Genomic DNA, 18,321 nt, shown 5'->3' on the forward strand with positions numbered 1-18,321 from the left:
CGGGGGAGGGGAGGGGGGGGGAAGTTGCGACGGCGGGACCTGGGACGGGGGGCGTCAGACGCGGAGGACCTGGGGGCCCAGGAGGGAGTACCGGTGAGCTTCGGACGCGGGCAGCCTGCTGCTCGTGACGATCGTGTCGAGGTCGCCGATCCCCGCGAACCGGCAGAAGCTCGTCGCCCCGAACTTGGTGTGCACGCCCATGAACACCGTGCGCCGCGACGCCCTGATGGCCTGCGCCTTCACCTCGCTGACGGCGGGATCGGGGGTCGTCAGGCCGTGTTCGCGGGAGATGCCGTTGGCGCCGATGTACGCCAGGTCGATGACGAACCCGGCCAGCATGCGGGTCGTCCAGTGGTCGACGGTGGCGAGCGTGCCGGGCCGCACCCGGCCGCCGAGCAGCAGCACGGTGACGTTCTCGGCCTCGGCGAGGGACCCGGCGGTGGCCAGTGAGGCGGTGACGACGGTGAGCGGGCGGCCCGCCGCGGCTCCGGGCAGCGCCTCGGCGATCAGCTGCGGGGTGAAGCCCTCGTCGACGAAGACGGTCTCGGCGTCGCCGAGGAGTTCGGCTGCGGCTGCGGCGATGCGCCGCTTCTCCGGGACGTGCATGGTCGTGCGGAAGGCGAGGGTGGTCTCGAAGCCCGCGCTCTCCACGGGGTAGGCGCCGCCGTGGGTGCGGCGGACCAGGCCGTGGTCCTCCAGGGCCCGCAGGTCGCGGCGGACGGTCTCCTTGGCGACGCCGAGCTCACCGGCGAGGGCCGTCACGTCGACGGAGCCGGCGTGCCGGGCCGCGTTGACGATCCGCCGCTGACGTTCCTCGGCGGTCATCGGCGTCACCTTCTTCCCCTGGGTCTGCGGTCTGCGCGGTGCCCGTTCGGGCCCTGTGGGGAAGTTCTACAGCGCGGACGAGGGGGGTTACCAGGCTCCGAGCGGGCACGATGCTGCCCGTATCTGCCCGCTTGGCGGGGCGGGGGCCAGTGGGGCGGGGTGCGGGCGTGCCCGTTCGGGGGGTCCCGGTTGCCCGTTCGGTGCCCGAACGGGTCGGTGGGTCGGTGGGCCGTACGGTCGCCGCGTCAGTACGGCCACACGGGCGGGTTCGTACAGAAGTGACCGCCCAGGTGTGTGTGGTCCGGGTTCGCGGGGTCCAGCTCGCCCTGCTCGGCGATCAGCTTCGGCGCGTACCGCTCGGAGTCGTCCTGCGGGTCGTAACCGAGCGCCCGCGCGGAGGAGAGGTCCCACCACAGGCGGGTGTTGGCCGACGAGCCGTACACCACGGTGTGCCCCACGTCCTCGGCGGTGAGGGCCGCGTGGAAGAGCCGCGCCCCGTCGTCGGGGCTCATCCAGACCGACAGCATCCGCACGCTCGTCGGCTCGGGGAAGCACGACCCGATGCGGACCGACACGGTCTCGATGCCGTGCTTGTCCCAGTAGAACTGGGCCAGGTCCTCGCCGAAGGACTTCGACAGGCCGTAGAAGGTGTCGGGGCGGCGCGGGGTGTCGACCGGGATCAGCGGGTCGTCGCCCCGGGGGCGCGGGGTGAAGCCCACGGCGTGGTTGGAGGAGGCGAACACGATTCGCCGGACGCCCTCCTCGCGGGCCGCCTCGTACAGGTTGTACGTGCCCTCGATGTTGGCCTTCAGGATCTTGTCGAAGGTGGACTCCAGGGAGATGCCCGCGAGGTGGAGGACCGCGTCGGTCCCGCGCACGGCGTCGCGCAGGGCGTCCCGGTCGCCGAGGTCGGCCGTGCGGGCCCGCGGCTCGTCGTCGACGGGGCGGACGTCCAGCAGGCGCAGGTCGTAGCCGTACGCGGGCAGCAGGCCGCGCATCAGGGTGCCGAGGCCGCCGGCCGCGCCGGTGAGCAGGACGGTGCGGGGAGCGGGCATGCGGGTCTCCTCGGGCGGCGTACTCATGCGCGTACAGGGTTCACATTCATGGACGAGTGGCAGGTTAAGGATCTCCGTAGAGCCGCGTCAAGAGGGTCGCGGAGGTGGTGAATGCGCCCGCGCGCGGGAAGTTCACCCGCTTGACCGGCCCCGAGACGGCGCCTTAGCGTGGTGGCGTTCAGAAATATGGACGTGAATCAGAAACGTGCACGCCTAGGGAGAGTCCGTGACGTCAGCTTCCCTCGCTTCCCGACTCCGCGTCCCCAGCGGGCCGCTGTTCTTCCCGGTCACCGCGTACGGACCCGACGGCTCTCTCGACCTGGAGACCTTCCGCGCCCATGTGCGCGGCGGCATCGAGGCCGGTGCGGCGGCCGTGTTCGCGTGCTGCGGTACCGGTGAGTTCCACGCCCTGACCCCCGAGGAGTTCCAGGAGTGCGTCGCCGCCGCGGTCGACGAGACGGCGGGCCGGGTGCCGGTGGTCGCGGGCGCCGGATACGGCACCGCGCTCGCCGTGCGGTACGCGCGCCTCGCGGAGGAGGCGGGCGCCGACGGGCTGCTCGCCATGCCCCCTTACCTCGTCGTCGCCGAGCAGGAGGGGCTCCTCCGGCACTACACGGAGCTGGCCGCCGCCACGTCCCTGGACGTCATCGTCTACCAGCGCGACAACGCCGTCCTCACCCCGGAGACGGTCGTCGAACTCGCCCGCGCCGACGGGATCATCGGCCTCAAGGACGGCCTCGGCGACATGGACCTGATGCAGCGCACGGTCAGCGCCGTCCGCACCGAAGTGCCGGGCGACTTCCTGTACTTCAACGGTCTGCCGACCGCCGAGCTGACCGGCCTCGCCTACCGCGGCATCGGCGTGACCCTCTACTCCTCGGCCGTCTTCTGCTTCGCACCGGACATCGCGCTCGCCTTCCACCGCGCGTTCAACGCCGGTACGCCGGAGGGGGACGCCCTGGTGAACCGCCTCGTCGACGGCTTCTACCGGCCCTTCGTGGAGCTGCGGGCCCTCGGCCGCGGGTACGCGGTCTCCCTCGTCAAGGCGGGCGTGCGGCTCGGCGGCCTGGACGTCGGGCCCGTGCGGCCGCCGCTGCACGAGCCGGCCGGCGAACACGTCAAGCGTCTCGCCGAACTCGTCGAACGGGGCCGGGAGCTGCTCGGCACCACGCACCCGGGGGCGGGCGCGTGAGGGCCGCCGCGTTCCTCTATCCGTGGGACGTGGTCGGCGACCCCGACGCGCCCGCACGCCTCGCCGACCTCGGCATCCGCCAGGTCACCCTCGCCTCCGCCTACCACTCCACGCGCGCGCTGACCCCGCGCCACCCGCGCCACCGCATCGTCACGGCCGCGCACGCCGCGGTGCTCTACCCGCCGGGCGACCACTGGCAGGGCCGCGAGCTGCGGCCGTACGCGGCCGGGGACTGGGCGCCGGGCGACGCCTACGGAGAGGCGGCCCGGACCCTGCGCGACGCCGGCCTCGACGTGCACAGCTGGGTGGTCCTCGCCCACAACTCCCGCCTGGGCGCCGACCACCCGGCGACGTCGGTGGTCAACGCCTACGGAGACCGCTATCCCTGGGCGCCCTGCATCGCGCGGCCCGCCACGCGCGCGTACCTGGCCGACCTCGCCGCGGAAGCCGCCGTACGCCCCGGGGAGGAGACACGCGGCACCGAACTGGAGTCCTGCGGCTGGTACGGCCTCGCCCACCTGCACGCCCACGACAAGATCGGCGGCGTCACCCTCGGTGAGGCCGGGCAGTACCTGATGTCGCTCTGCTTCTGCGGCTCCTGCCGGGAGGGGTACGCGGGACAGGGCCTCGATCCCGACGAGCTGGCCGGCGCCGTGCGCCGCGCCCTGGAGCCGGTGTGGCGCGGCGGTGACGAGGGCGACGGCTGGCCGGCCGTGGAGAAGCTCATCGGCGCGGACCGGGCGGCGGCCACGCGCGCGTGGCGCGAGGAAACCGCCCGCACTCTCCAGGAGACCGTCGTCGCCGCCGTCCGCGCGGCGGCCCCCACAGGATTCCAGGTACTGCTCCACGCCGACCCGGTGCCCTACCACTGCGGTGCCAACGCGGGCGTCGACCCCGGGCACATCCTCTCCGTGGCCGACGGCGTGGTCGTGCCCTGCACCGGCGGCGCGCACCTCCTGGCGCCGTTCGCCGCGCGGACCGGAGCCGGGGCGGTCCTCGCGGCCAACCTCACCGTGGTGAGCGGCATGGGCGGCAGCCCCGCGACCCTCGCCGCCGACGCGGCACGGGCGGCCGAGCTGGGCGCCACGGAACTGCGGCTCTACCACGCGGGTTTGGCGTCGGACGCCGACCTCGCACACGTCGCGAAGGCCCTGTCGCACGGGGAGTGATCACCGATACGATCCGCGCACCACTACCGTCACTCCCGTATCACGGGACAGAGGGGGAAGAGTGCGCAACAAGGGGATATCCGCGCTGGTCTGCGCCGGAGTGATGGCGGGCGCCGCGGCGCTGGGCGCCGCGCCGTCCGCGGCCGCGCAGGCGCCGACGGCAGCTCACAAGGAGGCCGCGGCGACCGGCGGGGAAGCCGCGGCCTCCGACGCCCGTGACCGCATCCGCGAGCGCCTGGAGCGAATACCGGGCATGACGGTCGTCTCCGTGGCGGACAAGGAGGGCCACCCCCTCTACACGCTCACGTACAAGCAGCCCGTCGACCACCGCAGGCCGCACGGCGCCTCCTTCACGCAGCGCGCCACGCTCTGGCACAAGGCCACGGACAAGCCGACCGTCCTGTACACCGGCGGCTACACCCTCGCCGGCGGCACCACCGCCCTCACCAAGCTGATCGACGCCAACCAGGTCAGCGTCGAGCACCGCTACTTCGCCGAGTCGCGGCCCAAGGGCGCCGCGGGCGACGACTGGTCCAAGATGACCGTCGAGCAGGAGGCCGCCGACGAGCACCGCCTCACCCGCGCCCTGCGCGGCATCGAGAAGGGCAAGTGGCTGGGCACCGGCGCCAGCAAGGGCGGCATGACCGCGACGTACCACGAGCGCTTCTACCCCCAGGACCTCGACGCGGTCGTCGCGTTCGTCGCGCCCGACGACGCGGACAACCGAGACGACTCCGGCTACGAACGCTTCTTCAGGACGGTGGGCACCAAGGAGTGCAGGGACGCGCTGAACGCCGTGCAGCGCGAGATGCTCGTACGCCGTGACGCGCTGCTGCCCCGCTTCGAGAAGGAGGCGGCGGCCGAGGGCCACACCTTCGACGAGACCCTCGGCACCACCGACCGCGCCTACGAGTTCGCGGTCCTCGACCAGGTGTGGAACTTCTGGCAGTCCGGCACCGCCGCCGACTGCCCGACCGTGCCCGACGCGAAGCGGGCCACCGACGACGAGCTCTACTCGTGGTCGAAGGAGCACGGCTTCAGCGTCTACCACGACCAGGAACTCGGCACCAACGGCACGGGCCCCTACTACCGCCAGGCAGCCACCCAACTCGGCTGGGCCGACCTCGGGTTCCACCACCTCAAGGACGTCCGCCACCACCCGGACATCTATCAGCCCAACTCGGTGCTGCCCGCCGCCATGCGCGGCACGTACGACAACGGGACCATCGCGGACGTCGACCGCTGGGTGAAGAAGCGCGGACAGCGCATGATGTTCGTCTACGGCGAGAACGACCCCTGGAGCGCCGAGAAGTTCACCCCGAGCCGCCACGACTCGTACCGCTACGTGGTCCCCGGCGCCAACCACGGCGCCTCGATCGCGAAGCTGCCCGCGGCCGAACAGGCGGAGGCCGTCGCGACCATCAAGCGCTGGGCGAACGTGAAGTAGCCCGAGCTTGGGGCCTCAGCAGGGGAGCGGCGATCAGCAGTCGGGCCGCCGCGAGGACCGGGAGCAGGACCGCGATGTCGACGGTCTCCACCAGGGCCGCGCCCGTCGCGATGCCGAGGGCGGTCGGGGCGAACATCAACGTGTTGGCCGTGGCCGCCACCCGGCCGAGCAGGGCGTCCGGTGTTTCGCGCTGTACCGCCGTCAGGCCCGCGATCAGGACGCACGGCAGCCCGGCGCCGTTCGCGAGGCTTCCGGCGAGGGCCGCCGCGTCGTTCGGGACCGCCGAGAGCACCGCCGCCACGGCGGTCAGGGCGATGCCCGCGCCGCCGAAGCGGCGCGTCCCGAACCGGCGGATCAGCGCCCCCGACGCCACGCCCACCGCGACGGAGCCGGCGCCCTGGGCGACGTACAGCACGCCGGTGAAGGAGGGGGAGCGGCCGAGGTTGTCGACGACGGCGTAGACCGTCGCGCCGCTGATGCCGGAGGTCAGCATCGTCAGGCCGCCCGCCACCACGAGGGGGCGCAGGCGCGCGTGCTCCCAGAGGTAGCGGGCTCCGTCCGCTGTTCTCGCGCGCAGGGGCGTGCGGTGGGGCGTGGGTGCGTTCTCCTCGACCCGTAGCAGTGCGAACAGGCCCGCCGCGAGCACGAACGTCATCGCGTCCAGGAGAGCCACCCGGGCGCCCCCGTACGCGGCGAACAGGGCCGCCCCGGCGAGCGGGGCCACCAGCTTCATGCCCTCGTTCGCGGACATCCGCAGGCCGTTGAAGTCGCCGAGGAGCTCCTTGTCGAGTGCCGTCGCGGCCAGGGCCGCCTCCGCCGCGTCGGTGACGACGCCGCACGCGCCGTACACCACGAGGACCGCGAACAGGACCCACAGGCGGGCCCGCGTGTCCACCGTGAACAGGGACAGGAGCAGTACGCCCAGTGCCAGGTTCGCGGCCACGAGGAGCGGTCTGCGGCGCGTGCGGTCGGCGAGGGTGCCCAGGAGAGGGCCGATGAGAGTGGGCGCCCACAGTGCGAGCTGGCACAGGGCGGCGAGTCCGTCCGAACCCGTCAGCTCCTTCACCCAGATCCCGGAGGCCAGCCACAGCGCGGAGGTCCCGAAGCCGGAGACCAGCACGGCGCCCAGGTAGAGGCCCGCGTTGCGGTCCCGCAGGACGCGTCCGATCGAAGTTTCCATGCCTGGTGATGGTGGTGACTAAGGCCCCCCGCCGGGTATGGGGTGATTTCCCTGGAGGTGGCGATGAGTTCGGGGTGCGGGGGCGGTCCACAAGGGGAGACGCACCGTATTCGCCTCCTCAGAAGGACACCCCATGGCCGACATGTTCGACTTCGGGCCGCAGGCCCGCCTCGTGGCGCGCGTCGCCGAACGCATCAGCGACGAGCGGCTCGCGGCGCCCACCCCCTGCCCCGAGTACGCCGTGCGCAACGTACTGGGCCATGTACTGGGCCTCTCCCACGCCTTCGACCGGGCGGCGCACAAGGACTTCGTGCCCGAGCTCGACCGTGATCCGGGCAGCACGCTGCCGGACATCGGTCCTGGCTGGCGCGGCGACCTGCCGAAGGCCCTCGCCACCCTCGCCGACGCCTGGCGCGACCCGGCGGCCTGGGAGGGCATGACCCGCGCGGGCGGCATCGACCTGCCGGGCGAGGTCGCCGGACTCGTCGCCCTCGACGAACTCGTCGTGCACGGCTGGGACCTGGCCCGCGCCACCGGCCAGGAGTACGCCCCCGACGAGGCGAGCCTGCGGGCCGCCGAGGCGCTCCTCACGCCTGCCGAGGGCGGGGACGGGGAGGACGAGGGGTTCTTCGGGGCGCCCGTCCCCGTCGCCGACGACGCGCCTCTCCTCGACCGGGTGATCGGCCTGAGCGGGCGCGACCCCCACTGGGAGGCGCGGTCCTGACCGGGTAGGGATCCAGGACCAGGCAGGGATCAGGCCAGGTATGGATCAGGTAAAGGGTCGGCCCGTGGTCTCCCCACGGTCGGGTTGATGCGCGTAGACAGTCCTTGACCTGCCCGAACCCTGATGCGGAGACGCAACACATGCGCAAGTCCCTACGTGTGGCCGGCCTGGCCACTGCCTGCACCGTCGCCGGCGCCGCCCTCTACACCACCGGCGCCGCGAGTGCCGACCAGGCCCGGCCGCGGCCCACCAAGGAGCCCCACAACATAGGTCTGCTCGTCGGCGAGATCGACGAGTACTACGGCGCGACCAAGGGCGCGGACGGCGTCTGGAAGTCCTCGCCCGACAGTCCGTATGCCAAGGACCTGGCCCGCATCCAGGCCACGGCGAAGAAGGACATCAGGAAGGCCGCACGGCACCCGCACCGCGGCCACGGCAAGAAGCCGGCCATCGTCCTCGACGTCGACGACACCGCCCTGCTCAGCTTCGACTACGAGAAGTCCACCAACTACACGTACAACAACGACAGCTGGGACGCGTACGTCAAGGCGGCCAAGCGCCCCGCCGTGTTCGGCATGCCCGAGCTCGTGGCGTACGCGAAGCGCCACGGCGTCGAGGTCTTCTTCCTCACCGGCCTCGCCGAGTCGCAGCGCGACGGCGCCGTCACCAACCTCGCCGGGGCGGGCTACAAGACGCCGCTCGACCGCACGCACGTGTTCACCAAGAACAAGCCGAACCCCCCGGCCTACCTGAGCCACTGCGCCACGCCCGACGCCTGGAAGTGCGACACCGTCCAGTTCAAGGAAGGCACGCGCAAGCACATCGAGTCCACCGGCTACAACATCATCGGCAGCTTCGGCGACCAGGTCTCCGACCTCGCCGGCGGCTACGCGGACCGGACGTACAAGCTCCCGAACCCGACGTACTTCGTGGGCTGACGGAGGAGCGAGCGCGGCGGTCGCGGTAGTCGCGGCGGTCGAGGGTCGCACAGCGAGATAGGTGAGCGAGATAGGTTGCGATCCTGACTAGGTCGGCATACGGTCTAGGTAGTTCAGCCGCTCAGGTAGGGGGACCCCATGACCATCTCGCCGGACTTCTCGACCGCCTCGACGGCCGTCACCGCCGTGCTCGCCGCGTATCTGCTCCTCGGCGAGCCGTGGGCCGGACGGCGGATGTACGGCTCGCTGGCCCGCCGCAGGGACAGCGACCCCCGCGCCCTGGTCCGCTATTACAGCCTCGTGCTCGCCCTGTGGTGCGCCCTCGCCGCCCTCGCCGTCGCGGCCCTGCTGCTCTCGCCCGGCATCGGCGCCGCCGACGTCGGCCTCGCGGTGCCGGACCGGCCCGTGTACGCCGTCACCGGCATACTCCTCGCCGGCGCGTTCGCCGTGGCCTCCGGGCGGAACTTCCACGACCTCGCCAAGCGGGGCAAGAACGTGCCGGGGCTCGCCTCCATCGAGGCGATGCTGCCCCGCACCGCCGTGGAGCGCAGGCTCGCGATCGCCGTCGCCGTGACCGACGGCATCGGCTCCGAACTCGTCTACCGCGGCCTCCTCATCGCCTTCGGCGTCGGAGTGCTCGGCCTCGGCCTTTCCGTGGCGGCGGTCCTCTCGGTCCTCGTCTACGCCGTCGCAGGGTTCTACCAGGGCCGCCGGGGCGTCCTCGCCTTCGCGCTCCTCGGCGTGATGTTCACCGGCCTCTACCTCGCCACGGGCAGCCTGCTGCTCCCCGTCGCCGTGCACGTCATCCTCTCCGTACGCGATCTGACGCTGCCCGCGCCGGAGAAGCTGCGTGCCGCACCCGAACCCGCTGCCTGACAGCGCCGCCCGAAAGAGAGACGCACGTGACGACCGACCGCCGCGCCAGCTGGTTCAAGGGCGTCCTCGACCTGCTCGTCCTCGCCGCCCTCACCGACGGCGAGAGCTACGGCTACGAGATCGCCAAGCGGCTCGGAGCCGCGGGCTTCGGCCAGATCAAGGGCGGCACGCTCTACCCCGTGCTCAACCGCCTGGAGGAGGCGGACCTGGTGGCCGCGGAGTTCCGCGCCACCGAGAAGGGGCCCGGGCGGCGCTACTACCGGCTCACCGACGCCGGGCGCGAGACCCTCGGCGAACAGGGCGGGCTGTGGCTCGCCTTCGACGGATCCGTACGCGACGCCCTCGCGAGGGCGGGAGTGGAACCACGATGAACACGCACCACACGCACCACACGTACGACACGCAGTACGCGCGGGACGGTTACCTCGTCGACCTCGCCGAGCGGCTCCGGGCGCGGGGCCTGCCCGCCGACCGCGTCGAGGCGACCGTCACGGACCTCGCCGCACACCTCGACGAGTCCGGGGCCGAGGACGCGGAGGCCGAGTTCGGGCCCGCCGACGAGTTCGCCGCCCACCTGGTGCCCGTCACGGGGGAGCGGGCACCAGGGGCGCCGGGCAAGCCGAATGAGCCGGACGAGCCGGACGAGACGGTGGAGACCTGGCGCTGGACCGCCGACACCTACGTCGACGAGGAACTCCTCAACCGCTTCGGCGACGAGGGCTGGGAGGTCGAACGCGTCGACGCCGTCGGCCGCTTCGTCAGCCACCGGGACCTGGCGCAGCCGCAGCGCTGGGAGTACCGGCGCGAGCTCATCACGCGCGGGCGCGAGAACCTCGACGAGCGGCTCGCCCCCGACGGCTGGGAGGCCTGCGGGACGTGGGTGATCTACGCCTGGTTCAAGCGGCCACGCGCGGCGAGCCTCGGGCCCGCGGCCCGGGTGGAGTCGCCGCCGCCCGTGCCGGAGCGCTCCCGCTTCTTCAGCCGCAAGTTCTCCGCCCTCCTCGCGGTGCTCGCCCTCGCGGTGGTTGTCGGAAGCGTCTCCGTGGCCGTCGACGACGGCGAGACGAGCTCCGGTCTCGGGTTCGTGGTGGGGCTGCTCGCCGGAGCGGCCGCGGCCGTGGGTGTGGTGTGGGCCCTGCAGATGTGGCGCGGGCGCCGCCCCTGACCCGGGGGCGGGTCGGGGGCGGCGCCCGGAGACGTCAGGCACGCCGACAGGCGTCAGGACTTCAGCCCTGCCGCCATCATCGCCTTCGCGATCGGCGCCGCCAGACCGTTGCCGCTGACCTCGTCGCGCGCCGCGCTCGACGACTCGATCATCACCGCGACCGCCACCTCCTTGCCGTCGCTGCCCTTGGCGTACGACGTGAACCAGGCGTACGGCGTCTTGCTGTTGTTCTCGCCGTGCTGCGCCGTACCGGTCTTGCCGCCCACCGTCGCGCCGCTGATCCTCGCGTTCGTGCCGGTGCCCTTCTCGACGACCGTCCGCATCGCGGACTGCAGGCCCTCGGCGGTCGACGTGTCCATCACGCGCTGGGACGGGCCGTCGTCGTACTTCTCCAGGACGTCACCGCCGGAGTCGCTGATCTGCGACACCATGTGCGGCTTGGCCAGCACGCCGCCGTTGGCGATGGCCGCCGTGACCATCGACATCTGCAGCGGCGTCGCCGTGACGTCGAACTGGCCGATGCCGCTGAGCGCCGTCTGCGCCTTGTCCATGCCGGACGGGTAGACGCTCTTGGCCGCGCGCACCGGCACGTCCAGCTTGTCCGTGTCAAAGCCCATCTTGTCCGCCATCGCCCTGACCTTGTCCTGGCCCAGGTCGACGGCCATCTTCGCGAAGACGTTGTTGCAGGAGTACTGCAGCGCCGTCCGGATGTCCGCGTTCTCGCAGGGGGCCGACCGGTTCTCGTTCTTGAGGACCGTCCGTGTGCCGGGCAGCGTGTACGGGTTCGGGCTGCTGGTCCGCTCGTCCACCGAGCCGTACAGACCGTCCTCCAGTGCCGCCGCCGCGACGACCAGCTTGAAGGTGGAGCCGGGCGGGAGCGGCTGCCGCATCGCGCGGTTGACCATCGGCTTCTCCTTGTCGGTGGTCAGCTCCTTCCACGCCTTGGAGTCCGAGGAGCCGCTGATCCTCGACGGGTCGTACGACGGGGTCGAGACCATGCCGAGGATCTTGCCGGTCTTGGGGTCGATGGCCACGGCGGCGCCCTTGGTGTCACCGAGCGCCTTGTACCCGGCCTTCTGCACCGCCGGGTCGATCGTCGTGACCACGTCACCGGGGGCGGCCCGCTTGTTGGTGAGGGCGTCGAGGGGGTTCTTCAGACGGTTGTCGGTGCCGTCGAGCAGGTCCTTGTAGATGCCTTCGAGCTGAGTGGCGCCGTACACCTGCGAGCTGTACCCCGTGATGGGCGAGTAGAGATCGCCGTTCTTGTAGGTGCGCTTGTACGCGAGGTCTCCTCCTGCCGTCCGTTCGGAGCCGGTGATGGCCTCACCGCCCACGATGATGTCGCCCAGCGGATTCGCGTACTGCGCCATCACGTTCCGCCGGTTGTGCTTGTCGTCCGCGAGCGCCGTCGAGTCGTGGAACTGCACCCATGTCGCCCGCAGCAGCAGGGCGAGCACGAGCAGCAGTGAGAAGACCGAGGCGCGCCTGATCGTCTTGTTCATCCCGTGGGAGGACGAGCGGAGGGGAGGGTTTCGTTCCCTTCTGGCGTGCTTGAGACCGTTTTCTCATCCAGTCCTCATGTGGTGGCCCGGCGAGGTCAGCCGGTCTTCATGAACCCCGCCTCGTACGCCGCGATCACCGCCTGCGTACGGTCCCGCGCCCCCGTCTTGGCGAGGACGGACGCCACGTGCGTCTTCACGGTCGCCGCGCCCACGCCCATCCGCCCGGCGATCTCCGCGTTGGTCAGGCCCGCCGCCATCAGCCGCAGCACCTCGCTCTCGCGGCCGGTGAGCCGCGCCACCCAGGCGGGCGGGGCGGGCTCGGCGCGGCCGTACTCGGCGGCCAGGGCGCGGACCGCCGCGGGGAACAGCAGCGAGTCGCTGCGCGCGACGAGCCGGACCGCCTGGACGAGCTCGTCCGCGTCCGCCCGCTTGAGGAGGAACCCGGCGGCTCCCGCGCGCAGCGCCTCGTACACGTACGCGTCGTTCTCGAAGGTCGTCACGACGACGACGCGCGGCGGGCCGGACATCGTCCGCAGGATCTGTTCGGTGGCACGGATGCCGTCGACCTCCGGCATGCGGACGTCCATCAGGACCACGTCGGGCTTCAGATCCCGTACGACGGAGACGGCCTCGGCGCCCGTGGCCGCCTCGCCGACCACGTCGATGCCCGGCTCGGCCGAGAGGATCGCGCGCAGGGCGGTGCGGACCATGCGTTCGTCGTCGGCGAGGACGACCCTGATGTCGTTCGCGGTCATTGCTGCCCTTTCAGGGGGAGTCGTACGTCCAGTCGCCACGTGCCGTCGTGGGGGCCCGCGTCCGCCGTGCCGCCGAGCAGCCGGGCGCGGTCGGCGATGCCGCGCAGGCCGTGGCCGCCGCCGGGCCGGGAGGCGGCGGAGCGGGACGGCAGCGGGTTCTGCGCGGTGACGGTCAGGTCGGTGCCGTCCACGGCGATGCGCAGGGTGACGGAGGTGGCGTCGTCGCCGTGCCGCAGCGCGTTGCTCAGGGCCTCCTGGACGATGCGGTAGGCCTCGCGGGAGACCTGCGGCGGCAGCGCGTCGGGGTCCGTGTCGACCGCGGCGGACACGGACAGGCCGCCCGCCCGGGTGCGGCGGAGCAGATCGTCGAGGTCGGCGGCGAGCGTGGGCGCGGGGGCCGTCGGACGGGCGCCGGTGCCCTCGCCGGTCTCCCGCAACACGCCGAGCACGGCGTCCAGTTCGCCGACGGTGCGGCGCGTGGTGTCCTCGATGGCGGCGAGCGCCTCGCGCACGAACTCGACGTCGTGGTCCAGGACCCGGCGGGCCGCGCTCGCCTGGAGCGTGACGGCGCTCAGGGCGTGGCCGACCGAGTCGTGCAGCTCGCGCGCGAGGCGGTTGCGCACGGCGAGATCGGCGGCGCGCCGTTCGGCGGCCGCGAGCCGGTCGGCGGGCGTCGGCCCGAGCAGGTCGGGCGCCCGGCGCGCGAGGAGCCGGCCGGCCGCGGCGGCGCACCCGGCGAGCGCGGCGAGCGAGAGAAGGCCGGCGACGGGGGAGAGCGCGAGCCACCAGGGTTCGTCGAAGAACGGGGGCCCGCCGGTGCTGTCGTCCCGCAGCGCGGGGACGAACGGCAGCGCGACGAGGAACGCCGCGAACGGCGGGAGGGCGAGCGACATGCCGCTGATGACCCCGCCGAGGCCGAGGTGCAGCGTGAACCAGGCGGCGGTACGTCCGCGCGCCGCCCGGGTCCGTGCGGGCCCGTCGGCGAGCGACTCGTCCGGCACCGCGCACAGCGCCCGGACGGCGGCCACCGACATCGGCCGGGTCAGCGGGAACAGCGCGGTGATCGCGGCGAGCGGCAGTCCCACCGCGAACGCGCTGAGCTGGGCGCCGAGCGAGCCGAAGAACGTCTTGTCGCCGAAGAGCGGTCCGACGACGACGGAGCCGACGAAGACGTACGGCATGGCGAGGGCGCCGCCGAGGATCAGGTGGACCCACCGGCGGCGTGTCCGACGCCCGAAGAGGGCGATGGCGAGTGACGTCACGCCGTGGACCCCGCCCGTCGCGCCAGGTGGCCGGTTCCGGCCGCGGCCACGAGCAACCCGGTGATCATCTGCACAGCGTAGGTCAGAACCGTCGGGCCGGAGGGGCCCGCGGCGAGGTCGTCCCCCGGCCCGGCGAGCGAGCCGGCGAGCAGCCACGCACCCCAGCAGCCCGCCGCCCCCGAGCCCGCCCGGGCCAGGGCGAGCGGCACCTTCACGGGGAGGGCGGGGAGCCGCCGGAAGGCGAGCACGAGGGCGCCGCCCACGGCGACGAGGCAGACCACGGCCAGGGACTCCAGTACGGAGAAGCCGGCCGTACGCTCCTCGGCCCGCCCCTCGTCGAGGCCCACGGTGGACCCTGTGGCCCACCGGGCGTGCAGGGCGGCGGGGAAGAGCGCGAGCAGCGCGACGACGACCACGGCGATCCGCGTCCACCGATCGCCGACGGACGACGGACCGTCCCCGAACCGCCCGCTCCAGACGGGACGGAGGACGCGTCGGGGCCGGCCGAGGGCGGGCGCCGTGGGTCCGGTGGGCGGGGCGGCCGGGGACAGGATCTGCGACATGCCTCAACGCTCCAGCCCGAACAGCCCCCGCACCTCCTGCGCCACGACGATCCACCTCCGCCGCGCGGCGGAGGTGGATCGTCGTGGCGCAGGACGGACCCGTCGAGTCTCAGCCGCCGTGCAGGACGAGGACGACCTCGTCGATTTCCTTGCCGCGGGCCGGGGCGTAGCCGCGGTCCTGGGCGGAGATCCGGAAACCGCACTTCTCCAGGACCCTTATCGACGCCGCGTTGTCCGCCGCCGCGCGGGCGTAGAGGGGGCGCTCCCGCTCCAGTTCGAGGAGCCCGCGCAGGGCCGCCGTGGCGAGGCCCCGGCCCCAGTACGCCCGGTCGATCCAGTACGTGACCTCCCGCTCGCCCGGCGCCCCGTACACCCCCGCGTTGCCCACCACGTCCCCGTCCGCGAGGACCGTGCGGATCGCGACGTCGGCGGAGCCCCGCATCTTCGTCCAGTGCGCCTCGAAGGCGTCGTGATCGGCGGGGTCCTCCGGGGTGAACGCGGCCATGTGGGTCGACTCGGGGTCGTTCATCTGCCGGAAGAAGACGGGCAGATCACTGTCGTGGACTTCACGCAGGCTGACATCCATGCGTCAGAGCCTACGAGTTGCCAGTGTCAGCCGGTCCCGCGCGTCGAAGAGCGCGTCCTTCACCATCTGTTCGTGCGCGGGCGTGAGCCGCGCCACGGGCACGGAGCAGCTGATCGCGTCGCGTGCGGGCGTGCGGTAGGGGATGGCCACGCCGAAGCAGCGGAGCCCGAGCGTGTTCTCCTCGCGGTCCACCGCGAAGCCCTGCTCGCGCACCGCGCGCAGCTCCTCGATGAGCTTCTCGCGGTCGGTGATGGTGTGCTCGGTGAGCGCGGGCAGCGTCTCCGGGAGCATCTTGCGGACCTGCTCGTCGGTGTGCGTGGCGAGCAGCGCCTTGCCGAGCGACGTGGAGTGCGCGGGCAGGCGGCGGCCGACGCGCGTGAAGGGACGCAGGTAGTGCTGGGACTGGCGGGTGGCGAGGTAGACGACGTTCGTGCCGTCGAGCCGCGCGAGGTGGATGGTCTCCGTGGTGTCGTCGGAGAGCCGGTCGAGGGTCGGGCGTGCGGCGGCCACGACCTCGTCGCCGTCGATGTACGACGTGCCGACGAGCAGGGCCCGCACCCCGATCCCGTACCGCGTACCGGTCGCGTCCGTCTCCACCCAGCCGAGCTCCACCAGGGTGCGGAGCAGCATGTAGAGGCTCGACTTGGGGTATCCGACGGCCTCCTGGACCGCGGCCAGGGAGTGCATTCCGGGACGGCCCGCGAAGTACTCGAGCAATTCCACCGTCCGCACCGCGGACTTGACCTGCGCGCCACCTCCGGTCTCGCCAGCCGACATCGCCCTTGACCCCTTTGAACGCCGAGAAATAGTCTCCGAAGTCCCCGCCATTCATCAACGAAGACAGCGTTCAGCATATCGAACGGCCCTGGTGAGTGGCATACCTCTGGAAAGGGAATCCGCGGTGGCAGCAGCACCAGTCTGGAGTGTCGACCCCCGAACCGGGAAGCAGCGCGAGCAGGTTGCGGTGGAGGCCACAGCCGAAGAGGTCGACGTCGCGGTCCGCGCCGCGGACGCCGCCGCGGCCGCCCTCGCCGACCGCACGGTCCGCGCCGCCTTCCTGCGCACCGCGGCGGACCTCCTCGAGGAGGCGAAGGACCACCTCGTGGAGGCCGCGGACGCCGAGACCGCACTCGGCCCCGTCCGGCTCACCGGCGAACTCGCCCGCACCTGCTACCAGTTGCGCGCCTTCGCGGACATCGTCGACGAGGGCGCCTTCCTCGGCATCGTCATCGACCACCCGGACGCCTCGGCGACCCCGCCCATCCCCGACCTGCGCCGCTACAAGATCCCGCTCGGCGTCGTCGCGGTCTACTCCGCGTCCAACTTCCCCTTCGCCTTCTCCGTGCCCGGCGGCGACACCGCGAGCGCCCTCGCCGCGGGCTGCCCCGTCGTGGTCAAGGCCCACCCCGACCACCCCGGCACCTCCGAGCTGGTCGCCTCCGTGCTGCGCAGGGCCGCCGCCCGGCACGACATCCCCGAAGGCGTCCTCGGCCTGGTGCACGGCTTCGACGCGGGCGTCGAACTCGTCAAGCACCCGCTGGTCGCCGGCGCCGGCTTCACCGGCTCCATCCGCGGCGGACGCGCCCTCTTCGACGCGGCCGCCGCCCGGCCCGTGCCGATCCCCTTCCACGGCGAGCTCGGCTCCCTCAACCCCGTCGTCGTCACCGAGGCCGCGGCCGCCGAGCGCGGCGAGCAGATCGGCACCGGCCTCGCGGGCTCCATGACGCTCGGCGTCGGCCAGTTCTGCGTCAAGCCCGGCCTGGTCCTCGCCCCCGAGGGCGCGGGCGGCGACCGGCTCGTGAAGTCCCTGACAGAGGCGGTCAGCAACACCGAGTCGGGGGTGCTCCTCGACCACCGCATGCGGGACAACTTCGTCGCCGGGGTGCGCGAGCGCGCCGGGCTGCCCGACGTGGACGCGCCGGTCACCCCTGGCGCGGGCGGCGAGCACACCGTCAGCGCGGGCTTCCTCACCGTCCCGGCCGCGCGCCTCGCCGCCGAAGGGGCGCACGACCTGCTCCTGGAGGAGTGCTTCGGCCCCGTCACCGTCGTCGCGCGCTACGTCGACGACGCGGAGATCACCGCCGTCCTCTCCCGGCTGCCCGGCAACCTCACCGCCACCGTGCAGCTGTCCTCGGACGAGGCGGCGGGGGAGAGCGGCCGGGGCGCTGAGCTGCTCGCCGAGCTCACCCCGCTCGCCGGACGCGTCCTCGTCGACGGCTGGCCGACCGGCGTCGCCGTCGCCCCCGCCCAGCACCACGGCGGCCCCTACCCCGCGACCACGTCGACCTCGACGTCCGTGGGCGGCACGGCCGTCGAGCGGTGGCTGCGGCCCGTCGCGTACCAGAACACGCCGGAGGCGCTGCTCCCGCCCGAGCTGCGCGACGCCAATCCGCTGGGACTGCCCCGGCGCTACGACGGGCGCCTGCAACACTGAGGCCATGGACCTCACCCTGCCCGAACTCCCCTTCCCGCTGCGCAGCTACGGCCCCGACGGCCACTGGTCGCACGAGGACGGTGTGCTCACCGGCTGGGCGGGAGCCCGCCAGGACCGCTTCGTGCCCCCGACGGGCGAGGCGCTGGAGCCCGCCTCCGACGCGCCTCGCCTGCTCGGGGCGCCGGAGGGCGACTTCCAGCTGATCGCCCGCGTCACGGTCGGCTTCGCCGCCGCCTTCGACGCGGGCGTGCTGTACCTGCACGTGGGCGAGCGGGAGTGGGCCAAGCTCTGCCTGGAGCGCTCCCCGGACGAGCCCACGATCTGCACGGTCGTCACCCGCGGCCACTCCGACGACGCCAACGCGTTCGTCGTGGACGGCAGCAGCGCCTGGCTGCGCATCAGCCGTACGGGCTCGGCGTTCGCGTTCCACGCGTCGACGGACGGCGAGCGGTGGACGTTCGTGCGGATCTTCTCGCTCGGCGACGAGGCGGCGGCGGGCGCCGCGCTGGTCGGCTTCATGGCACAGTCGCCCGTCGGGGAGGGCTGCGTGGTGACGTACGACCACATCGAGTTCCGGCCGAACTGGCCGAAGGGGCTGCGGGACGGCTCGTAGGCCCGGGAGCGGTACCGGGAATGCGGTGCTTCGCC

At 72.8% G+C, this 18,321-nt stretch carries 19 protein-coding genes; 10 read left to right on the top strand and 9 right to left on the bottom strand.

What is annotated here, in order from left to right; translation table 11 throughout:
- Positions 1-54 precede the first annotated feature (54 nt).
- Complete coding sequence (locus AC07DO_RS06395) at positions 55-825, bottom strand: DeoR/GlpR family DNA-binding transcription regulator (protein WP_479057439.1); 771 nt, start codon at positions 823-825, stop codon at positions 55-57.
- 245 nt (positions 826-1,070) lie between these two features.
- Complete coding sequence (locus tag AC07DO_RS06400) at positions 1,071-1,880, bottom strand: NAD-dependent epimerase/dehydratase family protein (protein ID WP_479057548.1); 810 nt, start codon at positions 1,878-1,880, stop codon at positions 1,071-1,073.
- Between the two features lie 226 nt (positions 1,881-2,106).
- Between AC07DO_RS06400 and AC07DO_RS06405 the strand changes: the two genes are divergently transcribed.
- The 3 genes from AC07DO_RS06405 (at position 2,107) to AC07DO_RS06415 (ending at position 5,688) form a co-directional block, all read left to right on the top strand.
- On the top strand, positions 2,107-3,072 hold the full coding sequence (locus AC07DO_RS06405; protein ID WP_479057440.1) for a 5-dehydro-4-deoxyglucarate dehydratase: 966 nt from the start codon (positions 2,107-2,109) through the stop codon (positions 3,070-3,072).
- Complete coding sequence (locus AC07DO_RS06410; RefSeq protein WP_479057441.1) at positions 3,069-4,241, top strand: hypothetical protein; 1,173 nt, start codon at positions 3,069-3,071, stop codon at positions 4,239-4,241. Before AC07DO_RS06405 ends, AC07DO_RS06410 begins: the two co-directional genes overlap by 4 nt.
- Positions 4,242-4,302: 61 nt before the next feature.
- On the top strand, positions 4,303-5,688 hold the full coding sequence (locus AC07DO_RS06415) for a S28 family serine protease (RefSeq protein ID WP_479057442.1): 1,386 nt from the start codon (positions 4,303-4,305) through the stop codon (positions 5,686-5,688).
- On the opposite strand, the gene AC07DO_RS06420 is transcribed toward AC07DO_RS06415, so the two are convergent.
- A complete protein-coding gene (locus AC07DO_RS06420) occupies positions 5,663-6,868 on the bottom strand; it encodes an MFS transporter (RefSeq protein ID WP_479057443.1) in 1,206 nt (401 codons plus the stop codon). The two genes, AC07DO_RS06415 and AC07DO_RS06420, sit on opposite strands and share 26 nt — an antisense overlap.
- A gap of 133 nt (positions 6,869-7,001) precedes the next feature.
- Here AC07DO_RS06420 and AC07DO_RS06425 point away from each other — a divergent pair, with 133 nt between their 5' ends.
- The 5 genes from AC07DO_RS06425 (at position 7,002) to AC07DO_RS06445 (ending at position 10,571) form a co-directional block, all read left to right on the top strand.
- Positions 7,002-7,592 carry a TIGR03086 family metal-binding protein gene (locus AC07DO_RS06425; RefSeq protein WP_479057444.1) on the top strand — a complete coding sequence of 197 codons (591 nt, stop codon included), beginning with the start codon at positions 7,002-7,004 and terminating at the stop codon, positions 7,590-7,592.
- A gap of 140 nt (positions 7,593-7,732) precedes the next feature.
- The gene (locus AC07DO_RS06430; protein WP_479057445.1) at positions 7,733-8,530 is read left to right on the top strand and encodes an HAD family acid phosphatase; all 798 of its coding nucleotides are present in this window, start codon (positions 7,733-7,735) and stop codon (positions 8,528-8,530) included.
- 138 nt (positions 8,531-8,668) lie between these two features.
- Entirely contained in the window at positions 8,669-9,406 is a 738-nt protein-coding gene (locus AC07DO_RS06435) for a CPBP family intramembrane glutamic endopeptidase (protein WP_479057446.1), read from the top strand.
- A 26-nt stretch (positions 9,407-9,432) separates the two neighbouring features.
- Entirely contained in the window at positions 9,433-9,777 is a 345-nt protein-coding gene (locus AC07DO_RS06440; protein WP_479057447.1) for a PadR family transcriptional regulator, read from the top strand.
- A complete protein-coding gene (locus tag AC07DO_RS06445) occupies positions 9,774-10,571 on the top strand; it encodes a hypothetical protein (RefSeq protein WP_479057448.1) in 798 nt (265 codons plus the stop codon). The genes AC07DO_RS06440 and AC07DO_RS06445 overlap by 4 nt, the downstream gene beginning before the upstream one ends.
- A gap of 53 nt (positions 10,572-10,624) precedes the next feature.
- On the opposite strand, the gene AC07DO_RS06450 is transcribed toward AC07DO_RS06445, so the two are convergent.
- The 6 genes from AC07DO_RS06450 to AC07DO_RS06475 all read right to left on the bottom strand — a co-directional run bounded on the left by AC07DO_RS06450 (position 10,625) and on the right by AC07DO_RS06475 (position 16,016).
- Positions 10,625-12,073 carry a peptidoglycan D,D-transpeptidase FtsI family protein gene (locus AC07DO_RS06450; RefSeq protein WP_479057449.1) on the bottom strand — a complete coding sequence of 483 codons (1,449 nt, stop codon included), beginning with the start codon at positions 12,071-12,073 and terminating at the stop codon, positions 10,625-10,627.
- Between the two features lie 95 nt (positions 12,074-12,168).
- Entirely contained in the window at positions 12,169-12,828 is a 660-nt protein-coding gene (locus AC07DO_RS06455) for a response regulator transcription factor (RefSeq protein WP_479057450.1), read from the bottom strand.
- Complete coding sequence (locus tag AC07DO_RS06460; RefSeq protein WP_479057451.1) at positions 12,825-14,090, bottom strand: sensor histidine kinase; 1,266 nt, start codon at positions 14,088-14,090, stop codon at positions 12,825-12,827. Before AC07DO_RS06460 ends, AC07DO_RS06455 begins: the two co-directional genes overlap by 4 nt.
- Positions 14,087-14,653, bottom strand: coding sequence for a hypothetical protein (locus tag AC07DO_RS06465; RefSeq protein WP_479057452.1), 567 nt, complete (start codon positions 14,651-14,653; stop codon positions 14,087-14,089). The genes AC07DO_RS06460 and AC07DO_RS06465 overlap by 4 nt, the downstream gene beginning before the upstream one ends.
- Positions 14,654-14,762: 109 nt before the next feature.
- A complete protein-coding gene (locus AC07DO_RS06470) occupies positions 14,763-15,239 on the bottom strand; it encodes a GNAT family N-acetyltransferase (protein ID WP_479057453.1) in 477 nt (158 codons plus the stop codon).
- Between the two features lie 3 nt (positions 15,240-15,242).
- Positions 15,243-16,016, bottom strand: coding sequence for an IclR family transcriptional regulator (locus AC07DO_RS06475; RefSeq protein WP_363247013.1), 774 nt, complete (start codon positions 16,014-16,016; stop codon positions 15,243-15,245).
- A gap of 124 nt (positions 16,017-16,140) precedes the next feature.
- Between AC07DO_RS06475 and AC07DO_RS06480 the strand changes: the two genes are divergently transcribed.
- Positions 16,141-17,673, top strand: coding sequence for an aldehyde dehydrogenase (NADP(+)) (locus AC07DO_RS06480; RefSeq protein ID WP_479057454.1), 1,533 nt, complete (start codon positions 16,141-16,143; stop codon positions 17,671-17,673).
- Between the two features lie 4 nt (positions 17,674-17,677).
- On the top strand, positions 17,678-18,286 hold the full coding sequence (locus tag AC07DO_RS06485) for a DUF1349 domain-containing protein (protein WP_479057455.1): 609 nt from the start codon (positions 17,678-17,680) through the stop codon (positions 18,284-18,286).
- Positions 18,287-18,321: the final 35 nt, after the last annotated feature.

The organism is Streptomyces sp. NPDC045678 (genome assembly GCF_056432085.1).

What these genes read in the sequence shown, in the direction of transcription:
- AC07DO_RS06445 (WP_479057448.1), top strand. Translation starts at nt 9,774, where the DNA reads ATGAACACGCACCACACGCACCACACGTACGACACGCAGTACGCGCGG.
- AC07DO_RS06470 (WP_479057453.1), bottom strand. Translation starts at nt 15,239, where the DNA reads ATGGATGTCAGCCTGCGTGAAGTCCACGACAGTGATCTGCCCGTCTTC.
- AC07DO_RS06420 (WP_479057443.1), bottom strand. Translation starts at nt 6,868, where the DNA reads ATGGAAACTTCGATCGGACGCGTCCTGCGGGACCGCAACGCGGGCCTC.
- AC07DO_RS06450 (WP_479057449.1), bottom strand. Translation starts at nt 12,073, where the DNA reads ATGAACAAGACGATCAGGCGCGCCTCGGTCTTCTCACTGCTGCTCGTG.
- AC07DO_RS06465 (WP_479057452.1), bottom strand. Translation starts at nt 14,653, where the DNA reads ATGTCGCAGATCCTGTCCCCGGCCGCCCCGCCCACCGGACCCACGGCG.
- AC07DO_RS06400 (WP_479057548.1), bottom strand. Translation starts at nt 1,880, where the DNA reads ATGCCCGCTCCCCGCACCGTCCTGCTCACCGGCGCGGCCGGCGGCCTC.
- AC07DO_RS06475 (WP_363247013.1), bottom strand. Translation starts at nt 16,016, where the DNA reads ATGTCGGCTGGCGAGACCGGAGGTGGCGCGCAGGTCAAGTCCGCGGTG.
- AC07DO_RS06485 (WP_479057455.1), top strand. Translation starts at nt 17,678, where the DNA reads ATGGACCTCACCCTGCCCGAACTCCCCTTCCCGCTGCGCAGCTACGGC.
- AC07DO_RS06425 (WP_479057444.1), top strand. Translation starts at nt 7,002, where the DNA reads ATGGCCGACATGTTCGACTTCGGGCCGCAGGCCCGCCTCGTGGCGCGC.
- AC07DO_RS06455 (WP_479057450.1), bottom strand. Translation starts at nt 12,828, where the DNA reads ATGACCGCGAACGACATCAGGGTCGTCCTCGCCGACGACGAACGCATG.
- AC07DO_RS06395 (WP_479057439.1), bottom strand. Translation starts at nt 825, where the DNA reads ATGACCGCCGAGGAACGTCAGCGGCGGATCGTCAACGCGGCCCGGCAC.
- AC07DO_RS06435 (WP_479057446.1), top strand. Translation starts at nt 8,669, where the DNA reads ATGACCATCTCGCCGGACTTCTCGACCGCCTCGACGGCCGTCACCGCC.
- AC07DO_RS06430 (WP_479057445.1), top strand. Translation starts at nt 7,733, where the DNA reads ATGCGCAAGTCCCTACGTGTGGCCGGCCTGGCCACTGCCTGCACCGTC.